At 69.2% G+C, this 17,637-nt stretch carries 15 protein-coding genes and 1 pseudogene; 6 read left to right on the top strand and 10 right to left on the bottom strand.

The features are described from left to right. Positions 1-235: 235 nt before the first annotated feature. Complete coding sequence (locus BN4348_RS48395; protein ID WP_372514232.1) at positions 236-1,351, top strand: cytochrome P450; 1,116 nt, start codon at positions 236-238, stop codon at positions 1,349-1,351. Here the strand turns inward: BN4348_RS48395 and BN4348_RS48400 are convergent. The 4 genes and pseudogenes from BN4348_RS48400 to fdxA all read right to left on the bottom strand — a co-directional run bounded on the left by BN4348_RS48400 (position 1,330) and on the right by fdxA (position 6,087). Continuing rightward, on the bottom strand, positions 1,330-2,565 hold the full coding sequence (locus BN4348_RS48400) for an alpha/beta hydrolase (RefSeq protein WP_066914887.1): 1,236 nt from the start codon (positions 2,563-2,565) through the stop codon (positions 1,330-1,332). The genes BN4348_RS48395 and BN4348_RS48400 overlap by 22 nt on opposite strands. Next, positions 2,562-4,946, bottom strand: coding sequence for an APC family permease (locus tag BN4348_RS48405; RefSeq protein ID WP_066915010.1), 2,385 nt, complete (start codon positions 4,944-4,946; stop codon positions 2,562-2,564). The genes BN4348_RS48400 and BN4348_RS48405 overlap by 4 nt, the downstream gene beginning before the upstream one ends. A gap of 83 nt (positions 4,947-5,029) precedes the next feature. Continuing rightward, positions 5,030-5,734, bottom strand: a pseudogene (gene dapC, locus BN4348_RS48410) (succinyldiaminopimelate transaminase); the annotation flags it as partial. 26 nt (positions 5,735-5,760) lie between these two features. Then, positions 5,761-6,087, bottom strand: a complete 327-nt coding sequence (gene fdxA, locus BN4348_RS48415; RefSeq protein ID WP_066914889.1) for a ferredoxin — start codon at positions 6,085-6,087, stop codon at positions 5,761-5,763. Between the two features lie 390 nt (positions 6,088-6,477). Here fdxA and BN4348_RS48420 point away from each other — a divergent pair, with 390 nt between their 5' ends. Beyond that, positions 6,478-6,813 carry a hemophore-related protein gene (locus BN4348_RS48420; RefSeq protein ID WP_066914891.1) on the top strand — a complete coding sequence of 112 codons (336 nt, stop codon included), beginning with the start codon at positions 6,478-6,480 and terminating at the stop codon, positions 6,811-6,813. 9 nt (positions 6,814-6,822) lie between these two features. On the opposite strand, the gene BN4348_RS61715 is transcribed toward BN4348_RS48420, so the two are convergent. Together BN4348_RS61715 and BN4348_RS48430 are read right to left on the bottom strand one after the other, a co-directional pair. Then, positions 6,823-7,011: a hypothetical protein gene (locus tag BN4348_RS61715; protein WP_235852783.1), complete on the bottom strand. Its 189-nt coding sequence runs from the start codon at positions 7,009-7,011 to the stop codon at positions 6,823-6,825. 376 nt (positions 7,012-7,387) lie between these two features. Further along, positions 7,388-9,952 carry a bifunctional FO biosynthesis protein CofGH gene (locus tag BN4348_RS48430; RefSeq protein WP_407937927.1) on the bottom strand — a complete coding sequence of 855 codons (2,565 nt, stop codon included), beginning with the start codon at positions 9,950-9,952 and terminating at the stop codon, positions 7,388-7,390. A gap of 242 nt (positions 9,953-10,194) precedes the next feature. Here BN4348_RS48430 and BN4348_RS59635 point away from each other — a divergent pair, with 242 nt between their 5' ends. After that, on the top strand, positions 10,195-10,551 hold the full coding sequence (locus BN4348_RS59635; protein ID WP_142308731.1) for a PE family protein: 357 nt from the start codon (positions 10,195-10,197) through the stop codon (positions 10,549-10,551). Beyond that, positions 10,512-11,081 (top strand): hypothetical protein, encoded by a 570-nt coding sequence (locus tag BN4348_RS59640; RefSeq protein WP_142308732.1) that lies wholly within the window; start codon positions 10,512-10,514, stop codon positions 11,079-11,081. Before BN4348_RS59635 ends, BN4348_RS59640 begins: the two co-directional genes overlap by 40 nt. An 8-nt stretch (positions 11,082-11,089) precedes the next feature. Here the strand turns inward: BN4348_RS59640 and BN4348_RS48440 are convergent, their stop codons facing one another. Both BN4348_RS48440 and mshB read right to left on the bottom strand, forming a co-directional pair. Further along, on the bottom strand, positions 11,090-11,551 hold the full coding sequence (locus BN4348_RS48440) for a hypothetical protein (protein ID WP_066914895.1): 462 nt from the start codon (positions 11,549-11,551) through the stop codon (positions 11,090-11,092). 92 nt (positions 11,552-11,643) lie between these two features. After that, positions 11,644-12,549: an N-acetyl-1-D-myo-inositol-2-amino-2-deoxy-alpha-D-glucopyranoside deacetylase gene (mshB, locus tag BN4348_RS48445; protein WP_066914897.1), complete on the bottom strand. Its 906-nt coding sequence runs from the start codon at positions 12,547-12,549 to the stop codon at positions 11,644-11,646. A gap of 83 nt (positions 12,550-12,632) precedes the next feature. Here mshB and BN4348_RS48450 point away from each other — a divergent pair, with 83 nt between their 5' ends. Further along, positions 12,633-13,241 carry a TetR/AcrR family transcriptional regulator gene (locus tag BN4348_RS48450; protein WP_066914899.1) on the top strand — a complete coding sequence of 203 codons (609 nt, stop codon included), beginning with the start codon at positions 12,633-12,635 and terminating at the stop codon, positions 13,239-13,241. On the opposite strand, the gene BN4348_RS62545 is transcribed toward BN4348_RS48450, so the two are convergent. Further along, entirely contained in the window at positions 13,238-15,490 is a 2,253-nt protein-coding gene (locus BN4348_RS62545) for a PE domain-containing protein (protein WP_066914901.1), read from the bottom strand. The two genes, BN4348_RS48450 and BN4348_RS62545, sit on opposite strands and share 4 nt — an antisense overlap. Here BN4348_RS62545 and BN4348_RS60480 point away from each other — a divergent pair. Further along, complete coding sequence (locus tag BN4348_RS60480) at positions 15,381-15,692, top strand: hypothetical protein (protein WP_167670452.1); 312 nt, start codon at positions 15,381-15,383, stop codon at positions 15,690-15,692. The two genes, BN4348_RS62545 and BN4348_RS60480, sit on opposite strands and share 110 nt — an antisense overlap. Before the next feature lie 36 nt (positions 15,693-15,728). On the opposite strand, the gene BN4348_RS48460 is transcribed toward BN4348_RS60480, so the two are convergent. After that, entirely contained in the window at positions 15,729-17,627 is a 1,899-nt protein-coding gene (locus tag BN4348_RS48460; protein ID WP_066914903.1) for an ABC transporter family substrate-binding protein, read from the bottom strand. Positions 17,628-17,637 lie beyond the last annotated feature (10 nt).

The raw sequence follows: 17,637 nt of genomic DNA on the forward strand, positions 1-17,637 counted from the left end.
TCGCGTCGTATGGCGCGGCCCGGTAAAGCCCGCGCACACATCAATTCACGGTATCCGCCCGATCATGGCCGATCGTCCGCGGCTGCAACGGGCCGGACCGTCAACGTCTCGTGAGGGATCAATGGAATTCGTTGCACAAGAACCAAAATCCGGGCAGGCCTATCCAGGCCTCGCCCTCGGCGAGGGCCGCGCACGCAGCTTCCACCTGCCGCGGCTAGAGCATTCCGCCCTACCGATGGCCGCCGATCGAGGTGCGGGATGGAAGGCGTTGCGGGACGCCGGGCCGGTCGTGTTCATGAACGGCGCCTATTACCTCACGCGCCGCGAGGACGTACTGAGGGCGCTATGCGAACCGAACCTCTTCTCAGCGCATCTCGCGCTTCAGCCCCCGGGCAGCCCGGTGCCGGTGCTGCCCTCGGCGTTCGACCCTCCCGAGCACACCCGATACCGCAAGATCCTGCAGCCGTATTTCAGCCCGCACGCCTTGGCGAAATCCCGGCCCGTGATGAGGCGCCACGCGGTCGAGATGATCGCCGCCCTCGCGGCGCGGGGCGAGTGCGAGGTGATGGCGGCCTTCGGCCGCCTCTATCCGTATCAGGTCTTCATGGACCTCTACGGGCTGCCGCTGGAGGACCGCGACCGCGTGATCGCCTGGAAGGACGCCGCAGTGGACGGCAGCCCCGAGGGCAACGAGCTGCTGACGTATTTCACCGACGTCATCCGGCAACGCCGGGAGAGCCCGGGCTCGGACATGTTGTCCGAAGTGATGACCGGTCCGGGCGATCTCACCGATCTCGAGCTACTCGGTATGAGCCACCTATTGATTCTGTCCGGTCTGGACACGGTGGCCGCGGCGATCGGATTTTCGCTGTTCGAATTGGCGCGCCGACCGCAGCTGCGCAGGGAGCTTCGCGGCGACCCGGAGCAGACCAAGGTCTTCATCGAGGAGATCGTCCGGCTCGAGCCCGCGGCGCCGTTGGCGGCCCGGGTCACCACCGACTTCGTCAAGGTGGGCGGCATGACGCTGCCCCCGGGCACGCCGGTGCGGTTGTGCACCGCCGCGATCAACCGCGACGGCAGCGACGACATCTCCACCGACGACCTGGTCATGGACAAAAAAGTGCACCGCCACTGGGGATTCGGAGGCGGGCCACACCGTTGCATCGGCTCCCACCTGGCACGCATAGAACTGGCGATCGTCGTCGACGAGTGGCTCAGGCAGATCCCCGACTTCCAACTGCCGGAGGGCTACACGCCGGAGATCAAATTCCCGTCGAAGAGTTTCGCCCTCAAGTCGCTACCACTGAGCTGGGCACGCCGGACCGACCCTCAGCTGTGTCGCGAGGCATAGGTCTCGGCGAGGAACTGCTCGACGGCCACCGCGGCGTGCGCCGCGCGCGCCGAGCCGAAGATGTCGAAAGCGTGCTGCGCGCAAGGTAACTCGGCGTACGCGACGGGCTGGCGGCTGACGGCGCGCAGCCGCGCCGTGAAGCGGCGGGCCTGTTCGACCGGGATCAGCGAATCGTTGGTGCCGTGCAGCACGAAAAACGGCGGCGCGTCTTCGCGGACGTGGGTGATCGGCGAGGCGACCCGAAAGGGCTCGCCGGCGTCGGTCAGACTCAGCTTGAACACCCGCTTGGCCACTATCGGCGCCATCAACGGATGCATCGCCTCGCGCGATCCGAAGTCGTACACGCCGTAGAACGGGATGGCGGCCTGCACGCGGGTGTCGGCGTCCTCGAAGCCGGGCTGAAAGCGCGCCTCGTTGGGGGTCAGCGCGGCCAGCGACGACAAGTGCCCGCCCGCCGAGCCCCCGGTGATCGCGATCCAGTGCGGGTCGCCGCCGTATTCGGCGATGTGCTCCTTCGTCCAGGCGATCGCGCGCTTCACGTCGACGATGTGATCGGGCCAGGTGGAGCGGGGGCTGAGCCGGTAGTTGATCGCGACACAGATCCAGCCGAGCTCGGCCAGGTGGCTCATCAGCGGATGCGCCTGCCCGCGTTTGTTTCCGACCATCCAGGCGCCGCCGGGAACCTGCAGCAACACCGGGGCCCGCCCGCCGCGATCCAAATCGGGCCGGCGCCAGATGTCCAGGTGGTTCCGCGAGCCGCACTCGCCGTAGCTGATGTCGCCGTCGTGCGCGTAGTCGCGGTAGATCCGCAGCATCCGCGCCGCGCCGGGCTTCTTCGCCGTCGCACCCCCGGCCGCGGGCCGCGTCCACAGGTCGCCCGACTCGGTGCGACGGTCGGGGCCCAGCGCCGCGTCCAGCGCGGCCGTCAACGGCTCGTTCGCCTGCCGTCCAACACGGCGCAGGCCCACCAGTCCCAGCCACGACACCGCCGACACCAGCCAGCTGAGCCGGCGCGTCCGCGGGGGCAGCCGGCGCGAGACCGCCGCCACGGCCGCCAGCTGGACGGCGAGGGTTTGCATCGGAAGCTCGGACGCGAACACACCGTGGGCGAACGCGATGCCCGACCCGTAGCGGTCCCTCGTCAGCGGTCGGTAGCCGTTGGCCGTGTACGCCAGACCCAGCACCGACACCAGCACGGCGGCGACTCGTTTCACGCCTGCTCCCTTCCGGTTTCGTCGGGCTCCCCCGACTCCCCGGCCTTGGCAGGATCGTCGATCACGTGATACGCCGGGTCGACCATCGACACGGCCTTGTTGCCACTCTGGCGCGCCTTGCCGGTGATCCGTAAGAGCTGGCCGGGCTGGATGTCGGCGCCGCCTCGACCGGGGCGGAACGTGACGTTGAGTTCGCCGCTGTCGTCGCCGACGACGATCGACCGGAGCGTGCGGCGCCGCTTGGTGATGTCCTCGACCTGGGTGACCCGCCCCTCGACCGTGGCGCGCTGCCCCGGGATGAGCCCGGCCACGGTGATCAGCGACGGCCGTTCGGGGTGTTCGTAGGCCTCGACATCCCGCTCCTCGTCCTTCAATACCAACGCCTCGACCCTGTCGAGTCCGCGCGCGATTCGATGTTCGAAGTCGTCGGGAAAGGCCTCCTTGATCCGCGACTCCACGTCGTAGGGGACGATCGTCGCCGCCGCGTCCGGGATCAGGCTCACCGCCCGGGCGATCTTGTCGGCGGTGCGGTCGTGCAGCAGCCTGCCCAGCAATGGCGAATAGGTGCGGCGCGGCAGCAACACCGTGACGTTGGTGTCGCGATGTTCCTGCAGCGCCTTGGCGACCAGCACCTGCGCCGACCGGTTGATCCGCCGGTCCGGGCAGTCCACCACCCGCAGCCGGGTGTCGAGTTCGAAGTGATCCCAACGCTTGCGCAGCTGCTCGGCGAGGGCCGCGTCGACCATGAAGTGCACCGCGATGAGCTCGTCGGCCCGCAACCCCCTGCCGTAGCGCAACGCCTCGATCGTCGCCAGATCGACCGCGTTCACGAACACGAACACGCGGTGCCTGGCGTACTTCACCAACTCGGGCCGATCGGTGCGCAACATCTCGAGAATGGCCGCCTCCGCGCGGTATTCGCGGTTGAGCCGGATCAGCAGGAACACCAGCACCGGGAAGACGACGACGACGAGCCATGCGCCCTCGGTGAACTTGGCCACCGCGAAGATGCCCACCACGACCGTCGACAGGATTCCCGCGGACAGGTTGATCGCCAGCCGTCGTCGCCATCCCGGTTCCCGATGGGTCAGATGGTGTTTGGTCATCCCGTAACCCGCCATCGAGAACCCGGTGAACACCCCGATCGCAAAAACCGGGATAAGGGCGTTGACCGAGCCACCGGTCGCCACAAGCAGGGCCACAGACAGCGCCGTCAGGGTGAGGATCCCGTTCGAAAACACAAGCCGGTGACCGCGTTTCGTCAGCTGCCGGGGCAGGAAGCGATCCTCGGCCACGAAGCTGGCCAGCGCGGGGAAGCCGTTGAAGCTTGTGTTTGCGCCGACGTACAAGATCGCGGCGGTCGATGTCTGGACGAGGATAAAGAAGACGTTTCCGATCACGCCATTGCCGAAGACGGCACGACCGACCTGTGACAATACCGACGGATACTCAGTGAGATACGGCGTCGAGCGGGTGGCGTACGCCAGATAGGCAACGCCCGCCAACAAAAACCCGAGAATGCAGGCCATTGCGGTGAGCACCCGACGTGCGTTCACGCCCTGCGGTTTTCGCAATACGTCCACCGTATTGGAGATCGCTTCAACTCCTGTCAGCGACGAGCCTCCGTTGGCGAACGCACGCAACAAGGTCAGTATGGTTGCGCCCATCACCAGGCCGCTGCCCTGTTGCACCGGCACCGTGCCAGTCAGCTGGTGTGGATCGTATACGGGCAATTCCCAGAATATTTCGCGGATGACGCCGACAACGATTGTCAGGCCAATCATGACCACGAAGAAGTAGGTAGCAGCGGCGAATGGCCAGCCGGCTTCGCGCAATCCGCGCAGGTTCAGATAACAGATGACCAGCACCACGCCGACGGTGATTTGCAGGCTGTGCGGACCCAACGCCGGTACCGCCGACGCCACCGCAACCGTCCCCGCCGCCGCCTGGACCGCCACGGTGACCACGTAGTCGATCAACAGCGCCGCGGCGGCGACCTGCGCCACCCGCGGCCCGAAGTTCTCGCGCGCCACGATGTACGAACCGCCCGCCCGGGTGTAGGCCATGACGACCTGGCGATACGACGCGGCCACGAACATCAGGATCAGCAGGATCACGCCGGTGACTGGGAGCAACAGCACAAAGGCCGCCAAACCCGCATGCGGCAGAAGTTCGATCAGGATCTGCTCGGGCCCATACGCCGTCGATGAGATGGCGTCCGGCGAAAGCGCCCCCAGCGCAACCGGATTCGACAGCTTCTCGCTCGCCAGTTCCTCGGTGATCAGCGGCTTGCCCAGGAAAATCCGCTTGGCTATGTCCCCGATCGACGTCGGGATGTGCAGCCTGCCCGCCGAACTGCCAGCCGAACTAGTCACGACCAAGCATTCTGCCTGAGCCGGGCTCGCGGCGATCGCAAGCGCGGCGTGCCGGGCGCTGCGGGTCGCCGCCATCGGCCTAGGAGNCCGGCCAACGACGAGGTCTTGGACAGCGAGTGGATCGCCAGCAGCCCGGTGTGGTCGCCGTCGCAGACCGAGGGATGCAGTACCGAGAGCGGTTGGGCCTCCCAGCCCAAGCCGAGGTAGCACTCGTCGGAGGCGACGACGACACCGCGGTCGCGCGCCCACCCGACGACCTTGCGCAGGTGTTCGACGCCCAGCACGCGTCCGGTCGGATTGCTCGGCGAATTCAGGTAGAACAGCGCCGGGGATAGCGGGCCCACCTGGGTCAGCGAATCCGCGCGCAACACCTGGGCCCCGGCCAGGCGGGCCCCGACGTCATACGTCGGGTAGGCCAGCTCCGGCACCACGACCACGTCCGCGGGGCCCAGGCCCAGCAGCGTCGGCAGCCACGCGATGAGTTCCTTGCTGCCGATCACCGGCAGCACGGCCGCCTCGGCCAGCCCGGTGATTCCGAAGCGGCGGGCCAGCGCCGCCGCCGCCGACTCGCGCAGGCGCTCGGTGCCGGCGGTGGCCGGATACCCCGGCGCCGAACCGGCGGCGGCCAGCGCGTCGGAGATCAGCGTGGCGACCGGGTCGACCGGGGTGCCGACGGACAGGTCGACGATCCCGTCCGGATGGGCCGCGGCCCGCACTTTGGCCTCGGCCAGCGTGTCCCACGGAAACTCGGGCAGGGACGCCGAGACCTTCCCGTGCGGGGGCCGCGCCCCCACCTCGGGCTGCTGCGGCACCGGCCCGCTCAGTCGCCTTCGCCCTGCGGCGGCAGGTCCTTGACCACTTGCGGGTCGTGCTCGGTCATGCCGACCTTCGCCGCGCCGCCCGGCGACCCCAGCTCGACGAAGAAATCGGCGTTGATCTGGGTGTACTGGCTCCACTGCTCCGGCACGTCGTCTTCGTAGTAGATCGCTTCGACGGGGCAGACCGGCTCGCATGCCCCGCAGTCGACGCATTCATCGGGGTGGATGTACAGCATCCGGGCGCCCTCGTAGATGCAGTCGACCGGGCATTCCTCGATGCATGCCTTGTCTTTGATGTCGACGCAGGGTTCGGCGATCGTGTACGTCACAGACGTCTCCTCCAGCTCTGTCCATGTACCGCGTGTGGGCTGCTGTTTGGCTCGCCGCGGCGCTTCGGCCGCCCCGGCGAAAGCTTTCGGTTACTGATACTAGACGTTGCACATACACGTCAACCACTGGGCATGCAACAGGCGGGCGCAAAATCGGCCACCGCGCGCGCCGCCCGGCCGCCCGGCCCCGCCCGGGCCCGCGTTCACTCACGGCGAACACGATCCGCACGGCGCTGACCTGCGCCAAGTTACGATTAGAGCTTCCTGTGCGATAACGGTTGCGAGGATGAAAGCTCGCGGGGCCTGGTAGCCTCGACCGGAGACGGCAACCGTTGGGCTGATGTCGTCGCCGTTTTCCGACGGTGCATTGAATGGGGAAGGTGTCCACAGATGGTAAGGCTGTCGTTGACTAAGTTTGCCGCCGCCGTAGGCGGCGTGGCGTTCGCGTTGACTGCTGGTTCCGGGATCGCATCCGCAGATCCCCTGGATCCGGTCATCAACACGACGTGCAACTACGGGCAGGTGATGGCCGCGCTCAATGCGACCGACCCGGCGGCCGCTGCGCAGCTGACCGCGTCGCCGCTCGCGGTGAGTTACCTGAACCAGTTCCTCGCGTCGCCGCCGCCGAAGCGCTTGCAGATGGCCCACCAGATCCAGGCCATGCCGCAGGCCGCGCCGTACTTCAACGACGTGTTGTCGGTGGCCGGCAGCTGCAACAACTACTGAGCGAAGAGTTCAGTAGCCGCTGAGCAGGCGGCGCAGTTGGCCCAGGGTTTGCGGTCCGGCACCGCTGCATATCCGCGAAGGGTCTCCGGGTCGACGACCCCACAGCAGTAGCGCCCGCGCGGCCGCATCGGTTTCCAGGGTGGCCCCGCCTTGCGGGTCGTCCATTCCGATGACGGCGTGGTCGGCGTGGGCGGTCACGACGACGTCGTTCGGTGCCGGGTACTCGCAGCCGGGCTGCTATCCACTCGCCGGGCCGTAATTCCTTGGCGCCCTTGGCAAGCAGCGGACGCCTGACGGCGGTGACGCTGTGCGTGGTCATCCATGGCTCGGCCAGCCGCTCCCGGGCGGCCGGGTCATCTCCGGTGATGTCCCAACCGTGCAGGACCCGCTCTTCGCGCATGTGCTCGGCGAACCACGGCACCTTCATGGTGCGACCGGTCCGTCCGGGCCTCGCACCAGGTGCCCGCGTCGGCCCGGCGGTGCCGCACCGCGTCCAGGAACGGCCGCCACCCCGGGAATCGATCGTGGTCGATGTGTCGCTTCACGGCGCCGGTATACCCGCCGCGTGTCACGGCTACGCCGCCAGCGGGGCGTAGGTGGTGGTGCGCTGGCGTGCCGGGCGACCGATGCCCTCGGCAATCGCCGCCAGCTCCGCCACCGTCTTCGAGGACCCGTATTCCGACCCTGCCATCCGCGAGATGGTCTCCTCCATCAGCGTGCCACCCAGGTCGTTGGCGCCCCCGTTGAGCATCACCCGCGTGCGCTCTACACCGAGCTTGACCCAGCTGGTCTGGATGTGGGAAATGCGGCCGTGCAACATGATTCGCGCCAGCGCGTGCACCGCCCGGTTGTCGCGATGCGTGGGCCCCGGGCGCGCCGCGCCGGCCAGGTAGAGCGGCGAGCTGTGGTGCACGAACGGCAACGGCACGAACTCGGTGAAGCCGCCGGTGTGGTCCTGGATGTCGCGCAGCACGTTGAGGTGGCCGACCCAGTGCCGCGGGCTGTCGACGTGGCCGTACATCATCGTCGACGAGGACCGCAGGCCCACCTCGTGCGCGGTGCTGACGATCTCGATCCACATCGACGTCGGCAGCTTGCCCTTGGTGAGCACCCAGCGCACCTCGTCGTCCAGGATCTCGGCGGCGGTGCCGGGGATGGTGTCCAAACCCGCCTCGCGCAGGCTGATCAGCCACTCGCGAATGCTCAACCCGCTCTTAGTCACGCCGTTGGCGATCTCCATCGGGGAAAACGCGTGCACGTGCATCGACGGCACGCGGGCCTTGACCGCGCGCACCAGCTCGGCGTACCCGGTCACCGGCAGCTCGGGATCGATCCCGCCCTGCATGCACACTTCGGTGGCGCCCTCCACGTGCGCCTCCCAGGCGCGGTCGGCCACCTCCTCGGTAGACAGCGAATACGCGTCGGCGTCCCCCTTGCGCTGCGCGAAGGCGCAGAACCGGCAGCCGGTATAGCAGATGTTGGTGAAGTTGATGTTGCGGTTCACCACGAAGGTCACGTCATCGCCCACCACGTCGCGCCGCAACGAATCCGCCAGCGCCGCAACCGCATCCAGCGCCGGGCCGTCGGCCGTCGCCAAAGCCAGGTACTCGTCGTCGGTGCAGGCCGCGGGATCACGCTCGGCCGAGGCCAGGGCGGCGAGCACGTCGGTGTCGATGCGCTCGGGGGCGCGCGCGCCGAGCTCGTGCACCTTGGCACGGATCGATTCCCAGTCGCCGAACGCGCTGTCCAGGTCGCTGCGGGCTTCGGTATTGCGGCCCTCGGTGTCGATCTCCGCATGCAGGTCGACCCGGCCGGTGGACTCCACGTCGTCGGGCTCCTGCCAGGGCATGCCGACGGGGTTGACGTCGCGGGCCAGGCCGGTCCGCGGATCGGCCAGCGCCGCAACGTGTCCGGACACCCGCGGGTCGATCCACGCCGCGCCGGCCTGGACGTACTTGGGCTGTGCGGTCAACCGCTGCACCAGGTCGTATCCGGCCTCGGCGGTGATCGCGGCCAGCTCGTCCAGGGCGGGCCAGGGCCGTTCCGGGTTGACGTGGTCGGGGGTCAGCGGTGAGACCCCGCCCCAGTCGTCGACGCCGGCGCGGATCAGCGCCAGGCACTCCTCCCGCGACACCAGGTTGGGCGGCGCCTGGATGCGCATCCCCGGCCCGAGCACCAACCGCGCGACCGCCACGGTCGCCAGGTAGTCCTCGATCCCGGCGTCGGGAACGGCCGCCATCGGGGTGTGTTCCTTGGCCCGGAAGTTCTGCACGATCACTTCCTGGACGTGCCCGAACTCCTTGTGCGACTTGCGGATCGCCAGCAAGGTGTCCGCCCGTTCGGGCAGTGTCTCGCCGATGCCGACGAGTAGCCCGGTGGTGAACGGAATGGACAGCCGCCCGGCGTCGGTCAGCGTGCGCAGCCGAACCGCCGGGTCCTTGTCCGGGCTGCCGTAGTGCGCGAGCCCCTTGGTCTCGAAGAGCCGCCGCGACGTGGTCTCGAGCATCATGCCCATCGACGGCGCCACCGGCTTGAGCCGCGACATCTCCGACCAGCTCATCACGCCGGGGTTCAGGTGCGGCAGCAGCCCGGTCTCCTCCAGCACCCGGATGGCCATCGCCCGGACATAGGACAGCGTGGAGTCGTAGCCCCGTTGGTCGAGCCAGTCGCGCGCCTGTTGCCATCGGTCCTCGGGCCGGTCACCGAGGGTGAATAGCGCTTCCTTGCAACCCAGTTCGGCCCCGCGGCGGGCGATGTCGAGGATCTCGTCGGGCTCCAGGTACATGCCGGCGCCCTGGGCTCGCAGTTTGCCAGGGACGGTGACAAAGGTGCAGTAATGGCAGGTGTCGCGGCACAGGTGGGTGACCGGGATGAACACCTTGGGCGAATAGCTGATCGGCAGCCGCCCGCCCGGGCCGCGCCGCCCGGCCGACTCGAGGCCCGCATCGCGCACCCGCGCAGCGCTCGCGCACAGATCGGCGAGATCCTCGCCGCGCGCCGTCATCGCGACGGCCGCCTCGTCGAGATTCAGCGCTACCCCGTCCCGGGCCCGCCGCAGGACGCGTCGCAACGCCGACGCGCCGGCCCCTGGCAGGGCCGCAGCCGGCACGATGGGGCTGGGCAGGGCTACGGGCTCCAGAGGCTCCGGTGTTCCCGGTGTCAGTGGCACGTTGGTGTAACTTCCCCACGATCGAATTTCATCCGCCCGGCCCAACCTGTGAAAGCTTGGGCAACGGTGCCATACGCGCAACAGTAGCGCCAGGCTGCGGCCACTCCGCCGCCGCCATCCCGACCCCACGGCCCCTGCTGTGTGTTTGGCGGACTTGCCCGCTAACAAACCGCGACCGCGTTACCATCCGTCGTATCTCAGAGAGGTGCTAGATGTCGTTCCTATTCGCCGACCCGGACGCGCTGGCCGCAGCGGCTTCGGACCTGTCCGGCATCGGATCGACCCTCAGCACGGCCAACGCCGCGGCGGCAGCCCCGACCAGCGCGGTGGCAGCGGCCGCCGCGGATCAGGTGTCCGCGCAGGTCGCCGCGTTCCTTTCCGAGCACGGGCTGGGATATCAGCAGATCAGCGCGCAAATCGCCGGGTTTCACGACCAGTTCATCCAGACGTTGAGCGCCTGTCTCTTATACACATNCTCGGCGGCGGCGCCCAGGCGATCGCCGGTCAGGCCGGTGCGGCCATCAACGCCGTGTCCGGTGCGGCCGTCAACGCCGTGTCCGGTGCGATGACCGAGGTCGAGAGCGTCGTGGCGGGCTCCGCCAATCTTCTGGGCGGCGCCGGGCTGTTCGGCGGCGTCGGCCAGGCCGCCGCGCTGCTGCTGGGGCCCACCGGGGGGATGAGGGCTCTGACCGCGGCCAGCGCCCTGCTCGCGCCGGCCGCCGTGACCAACGCCGCGGCGGTGTCGGCGGCGAACGCATTTGCTTCTATCGCCGAGTCGATCGAGAACGCCTACCTGCTGATTGAGCCGTACGTGCAGTACGGCTTCGAGCTGGCCTCGTACGCCGCGGGCTGGCTGCCCTGGATCGGCTGGATAGTGGCACCGCAGATCCTGTACTTCTACAACCTCTTCGAGCCGATGGTGCAGAGCGGCCTGTTCAACCTCCTGGACTGGCTAGGCGGCACCATCACCTTTGTCCAGGGCCTGAACAACTTCATGGCGGCCACCACGGCGTCGATCAATTACTTCATCCAGACCGAGATCAACTGGTTCTTGAGCTTCCTGCCGCCGCTCCCGCCGTTGCCGCCGTTCTTCCCGTAACGGGCCGGTCAGCCCTGGCGGCTGCGCCGCAACAGCACCCACACCGGCGGCGCTACGCCGAGCGCGATCAGCAGCAGGGCCCCGTACGCCATCAGCCCCCGGCCCCCCAGGATGACGTCGTCGGCGGGGCCGCCCATGCTCATCACGGCCACCGTGAGGAGCCATGTCCACAGCGGCAGCGCGGCCACCCGCGCGGATTTGGTCCACAGCCCGGCGGCCCAGACCAGTGCCGCGTTCAGCAGTCCGCTGAGCAGCCCACTGATGGGGAACGGAATCGAGCCGATATAGGAAGGCAGCAGGAGCGCGCCGGCGAGTGCCGACAGGGTCCCATCGACGGCCAGCAGCGCCAGGACAACGAAACGAATCGCGGGATCTGTCGCGCCGCCGTCCTCAGCGGACGCGGCGCGCGACTTGGTTTCGGTCAGGTCGGAACGCTGTCGATGTTGGAGAGTATCGAGCCGATGACCCACTGCAGGCTGTCGAGGCGGTCCTGCCAGTGTTGCTGGTTAGGGTCCAGGTCGGGGTCCATGCGAATTCCTTCCGTGGCTGCCTGTTTCGCAGCCTACCGCGTTGCGCCGGCGGTGAAACCCAGCCCGGCGAGCAGATCCGTTTCCCAGCCGCGCCCGTCGCGCTCCCCCGCGGCGCCGCCCACCAGGACGTAGTGCTCCTCGGCGAGGATGGGCAGCGCCATGTTGTTCGACAGGGCGCAGGCCCTGCCGGTCGGGCCGACGACGACCTGAGTGGCGTGCGCGGCGAGGGCGGCCGTCTTCGCCGCGAGCGCTTCCGGGGCCGCCTCGACGACCGCGTCGATGTCGGAGTCGGCGTATCCGAAGTCGAACTCCTCGTGGGGCGGAATCGCCCAGTCGGGCAGCAGGTCTTCGCGATCAAGCGCCCGCCATCCGGCGTGGAATGCGCTCTCCGCCAAGACCGTCCAGTAGAACTTCGGCACCGCCCAGGGCTCGCCGGGGTAGTCGTGGCTGGAGCCCGCCGCAGCGACGGCGGCAGTCGTGACGGTGTGGGCGTGGATGTGGTCGGGATGGCCGTAGCCGCCATTGGGGTCGTAGGTCACGACGACGTGCGGGCGCTGCGCGCGGATGACGGCGACCAGCGCGCCGACGGCCTCGCGCTCGTCGGCGTCGATGAACCTCTCACGCCGCCGTTTCGGGCTGCCCTGCATCCCCGAGTCGCGCCACCGCCCCGCACCGCCGAGATAGCGGGGCGCGCTGACGCCGAGCGCCCGCAGTGCGTTGGTGAGCTCGCCGATTCGGTAGCCACCGAGTTGGTCCGCGTGGTCGACGGCGAGCCCGGCCCACCGATCGCCGATGACCTCGCCCTCCTCGCCGAGGGTGCAGGTGACGACGAGCACCTGCGCCCCGCGGGCGGCGTAGTGCGCAATGGTGGCGCCGTTGCTGAGGCTTTCGTCGTCGGGGTGCGCGTGGACGAACAGCAGCCGCGGAGTCTCGGGCATGGACGCACCCTATCGCGGCGGTCGGAGGCGATGGCGCATCACCGCGGGCAGCGGATAGGAACGCAGGCGGCTACTATCGAGAAATGCCCCAGCTAACCCAGGACCGGAGTGGCACGCGGAGCCGCCGACGAGGTGAAGTGCTCGAACGCGCGCTGTACGAGGCCACGTTGGCGGAGTTGGCCGAAGTGGGATATGGCGGGCTGACGATGGAAGGGATCGCGGCGCGCGCCCACACCGGCAAGGCCGCCCTGTACCGGCGCTGGTGCAGCAAGCACGATCTGGTGCACGCCGCCCTGGTCTACGCGCTGCCGCCGCTCCCCGAGCTGCGCGCCGGCCGGTCGGCCCGGGAGAACCTGCTGACGATGTTCACCTCGCACCGCGACATGCTGGCCGGCAAGACCAGCTTCCCCGGCCTGGACGTCATCCACCAGCTGCTGCACGAGCCGGAGATGCGCGCCATCTTCGCCGACGCCGTGGTGCGCCCGCGTCTCACGATCGTCGAATCGATCCTGCAGGCCGCCGTCGACGACGGCGACCTCGACCCGGCCACGGTCACATCGCTGACCGCGCGAGTCGGGCCGGCGCTGATCAACCACCAGTTCATGCTCACCGGTGAGCCGCCGAGCCGGCGCGACCTGGCCGTCATCGTCGACACCGTGATCCCGCCGCGGTCGCCCGCCGCGGGCGACTAGCCCACCAACAAGCCGGCGAAGTCCCCACCCGCGGCCAGGGTCTGGTCGAAGATGCCCTCCAGGCCGCCGATGTTGCCGCCGTTGAAGACCTGCGCCACGGTACCGGTCAGCAGTGTGCCGATGGCCGGTACCTGGACACCGCCCACGAAGCTGTTCACTGTCTGCTCGCCGGTGCCCAGGATCAGGTTGCCCACGTTGAAGAGCCGGTTCAGCCCACCGTTGAGGGCAGCGTTGGTCCCGAACGTGCTTGTCTCCCAAGCGAGTTCGCTGTTCACCAGGTTGGTGTTGAAGCCGACCTCCGCGGGAATCAGGTTGGACAGGAAGTTGAGCTGGCCCGAAGCCAGGCCCTGCAACCCCGCGGTAGGCGCCGCCACCAGCGCCACCCCGAGGTTGGGCAGCCCGGCGAACAGCGACCCGCCCAGCGCCCCGTTCAGCGAAGCCTGCAAGCCGGCCGCGTTGATCCCCGCGGTCAACGCGGCCTGCAGGGAGCCGTTGCCGGTCAGCGACGTCGCCGCCGCGCCGATGACGTCGAGGTCCCACAGGAATTTGGTGTCCACGGCGCCCAGGAACCCGCCGAGCGCGCCGCCGGCGATCAGGTTGGCCGGGGCGCCAACCGCGAGGCTGGCAAGGATGGCGCCGCCGGTGGGAAGCTGCGCGCCCAGCAGGCTGTCGAAGGTCACCTCGCCGGTACCCAGCACGGTGTTCCAGAAGTTGTAGAAGCTGTCCAGCACGCCGCCGACCGCCCCGGTGCCGCCGAACAGGGCCGTCTCCAGCGCGGTCTCCTGGGCGACCAGGGCCCCGTTGAAGCCCAGCTCGTTGGTGATCAACGCGCCGTTGAAGCCGAGCTCCATCGCCTGCAACTGCCCGAGTAACGCGGGCACGCTCGGCGCCGTCACCAGCACCTGCCAGGGCGCCACCAGGTTGGCGAACAGGGTGGGCAGCCCGGCAAGCCCGGTGCCGAGGCCCCCGTTCACGGCGGCGCTGAGTTGGGCGCTGAGCCCCGACAGGCCGGCGCTGATGCTGGCGCCCAGGCTGGGACTGAAGCCGAAGACCCCGCCCAGCGCCGCGAGCGCGGCGTTCAGGTTGGCCGGCAGGGCAAAGCCGCCCATCAGGCCCGGCAGGCCGGCGCCGAGGTTGCCGATCAGCGAGCCACCCGTCTGCAAGGCACCGGACAGGGCGGCGCCGAGGCCCGACAGGCTGCCCCCGAAGCCGCCCGACAGCGCGGCGTTGATCGCGCCGCTCAGCCCCGGCAGCCCGGCGGTCAAGCTGCCCACCAGCGCCCCACCGGTCTGCGCCAATCCCGAAAGGCCGCTGCCGATGTCGGCGGCCAACGTCGCGCCGAGGGGCCCCAGCCCCGACAGGCTGGCACCGAGGCCGCCCGACAACGCGGCGTTGAGCGAGGCGCTCAACCCGGAAAGCCCGCCGCTCAGGCTGGCCGCCAGGCCCGGGAACGCCAGGCTCAGGCCGCCGATCAGGCCGGGCAGCCCACCGCCGAGGCTCGCCGCGAGCGCGTTCCCGGCCCCGACCAACCCCGACAGCCCATTGCTGAAGTTGGTGGCCAACGTCGCACCGATCGGCCCCAACCCCGCAAGGCTGCCGCCCAGCCCGCCAGACAGCGCGGCATTAAGGGAGGCATTCAGCCCGGAAAGCCCGCCGCCCAGGCTGCCCTGCAGCCCCGGCAGCGCGGCGTTGAAGCCGCCCGCGAGTCCGGAAAGGCTGGTGCCGACGTTGGTGGCCAGCGCGCCGCCGGTCTGCGCCAACGTCGTCAGCCCGCCGTTTACGTTGGTGGCGATCGCCGCACCCAGGGGCGCCAGTCCCCCGAGGCTGCCGCCGAGGCTGCCCGAGACCGCGGCGTTCAGCGAGACACCGATCGCGTTCAGGTCGGCGCTCAGGCTGGCCCCCAGGCCCGCGAGCCCACCGCTGAGGTCGATCCCGAGAGCGGGCACCGCGCTCGCGAGCGTCTGCACGACGTTTACCTCGGCGGCGGCATAGCTGCCCGCGCCGGTGGTCAAAGTTTGCACGAACTGCTGGTGGAATACCGCGGCCTGCGCACTCAGTTGCTGGTAGCCCGCGGCATGCGAGGAAAAGAGCGCGGCAATTTCCGCCGACACCTCGTCCGCGGCAGCGGGCAGCAACCCCGTGGTCGCCGCGGCGGCCGCGCTGTTGGCCGAGCCGATGGCGGAGCCAAGATTCGCCAAATTGCTTGCCGCATCGGCGATTAAATCCGGCGCTGCGATGAGAAACGACACAAAGACCTCCCCGGTTCAGCACACCATGGTCGCTATCCCCCCGTCGCCCGATCGGGCGGGTGTTGCGATGGCCGCAGCGTATCGAAATGGCGTGCTGAAAACGCCCGTTTGCATCAAGCAAGTTTGCGGATATCCGCTCCGATTAATTCGTCATGAATTCGTTACTTTTGATCCACGCGATCCGGCGCACAACCATTCGTAGAAAATGGTCGTTTTCAATTGTTGGAAAAATGTGCGGCTACGGCCCGGTCTTGATCCATTGGCCGGCGTCCCCGACGATGCCGACCGGTACCGCGCCCGTCAGGCTGACGTTCTGCACGCTGGGCCCGGCCGCGACGATCGTGGTGTCCTGCAGGATCGGCAACACCGTCGACATATTCCACAGTCGCGGCTCGACCGCGGTGACCACGTCGTTGATGTTCTTGGTGCCGTTGAGCGCGGCGTCGATGTTCGATTGGATGCTGCGATCGCAGATTCCGGTGAGGTTCGATGGCGCCTGCACCAGCGCGCCGGGCTCGGGCGGGCGAGGGGGCGGCGGGGCCGGGGTCGGCGTCACCGGAGACGTCGGGGCGCTGGTGCCCGGACTCCCGGGCGGCGGGCCTGCGGCGGGGGTGGGGGTCGGCGTGCTCGACGGCGACACCGTCGTCGTCTGCAGCGCGGGGCACCCGTAGCGCGAGGCCAGCAGCGTCGCCAGGTTCCCGCCGGCCTGATGCCAGCCGACGATCGCGTCCACCTGGTTGCTGGTCAGCGCGTCGCGATACAGCGTCACCGGGTCCAGCGCCAGCACCGTCGCGTCGATGCCGACGTTGCGCAACTGGTCGGCGGCCGTGTTGGCCACCGCGACCGAGGTCGGGTCATTCGCCGCCACGCCGATGGCCAGCGACAGCGGCTGGCCATCCTTGCTGATCCGGCCGCGGATGACCTCTGGCGGCCCGGTGCTCGCCGGGGTCGGCGACGGTGACGCCGACGGGTTGGTCTCGATCTGATAGCCGGAGGCCGACAGCAGCGCGAGCGCCGCCGGGGTGGTCATCGCGGGGGGCGCCGTCGGCTCGTAGCCGGGGTCGCTCGGCGAGCGGATCTGGGCCTGGTCCAGCGTGACGGTGTTGTCGCTGCCCGCGCCCACGGCCGCCAGCAGGTCGACGTCGAGCAAGCCCAGGATCGCCTTGCGGACCTGCGCATCGGACAGCTTCGGCTCGCTGGCCCGCAGCGTGAGCTGCATGACCCGCGGCGTCACGATCCGGGCGGTCCGCACGTCCGGAATCGCCGAGAGCTGGGCGAAGGCGGCCGAGCCGCCATGGACCTGGGCCACCTGCGTGTCGCCGTTGCGCACGGAATCGGCCAGCGCGGCCGGCGCGCCGGCGCGGCGGAACAGGATCAGCGCGGGTTTGGCGGGAGGGCCCCAGTAGCGGTCGTTGCGGGCAATCAGGATCTCGTCGCGCTGCGGGTCGATGCTCTCCACCCGGAACTGGCCGCCGGTGACGGGCAGCGTGCGGGCCAGGCCGGCCAGGAAGCCGCCCGGCACGTCCTTGATGATGTGCGCCGGCAGGATGTTGCTGAACAGCTCCTTCCAGGCCGGATACGGTTGCGCGAAGGTGACCACGGCCTGCTTGCCGCCCTCGAGCGATTGCACGCCGGTGATCAGGTCGTATCCGGCCGGGTCGACCACGCCGGGCTGGCTGACCATCTGCCGCCACAGGTACCAGAAGTCGTCGGCGGCGATCGGGGCGTTGTCGGTCCACTGCGCCTCGGGCCGGATCTTGTAGGTCACCGTGAACGGGTTCTGGTTGGTCACCTCGGCGGAGACCAACAGGGTCGGGTCCATCTCCCAGCGCGAGCCCGTCGGTGTGTTGGGGTCGGGCACCGGCCGAAACGCGCTGGGCAGCACCAGCGCGCTGATCGCGGCGTTCACCGGCGACAGGTCCGACAGCAGATGGGGGTTGAACCCGGCGCCGATCGAGTCGATGCCCATGATGATCTGGGTCGGCCGCTGCGGCGGCGGCGCCGAGTTATGGGGCGTGTCGGTGCTCTGCGGCGCCGGCGGCGGGTTGACGGTGCACGCCGCCAGCAGGACCCCGAACAGCGAGACGACCGCGCCGACCGTCAGGAAAAGGCGGCGGGCTGGTCTTGGCACGCCCATCAGGGTATCG

It is taken from the genome of Mycobacterium interjectum (assembly GCF_900078675.2).
Taxonomy (GTDB): Bacteria; Actinomycetota; Actinomycetes; order Mycobacteriales; family Mycobacteriaceae; genus Mycobacterium; species Mycobacterium interjectum.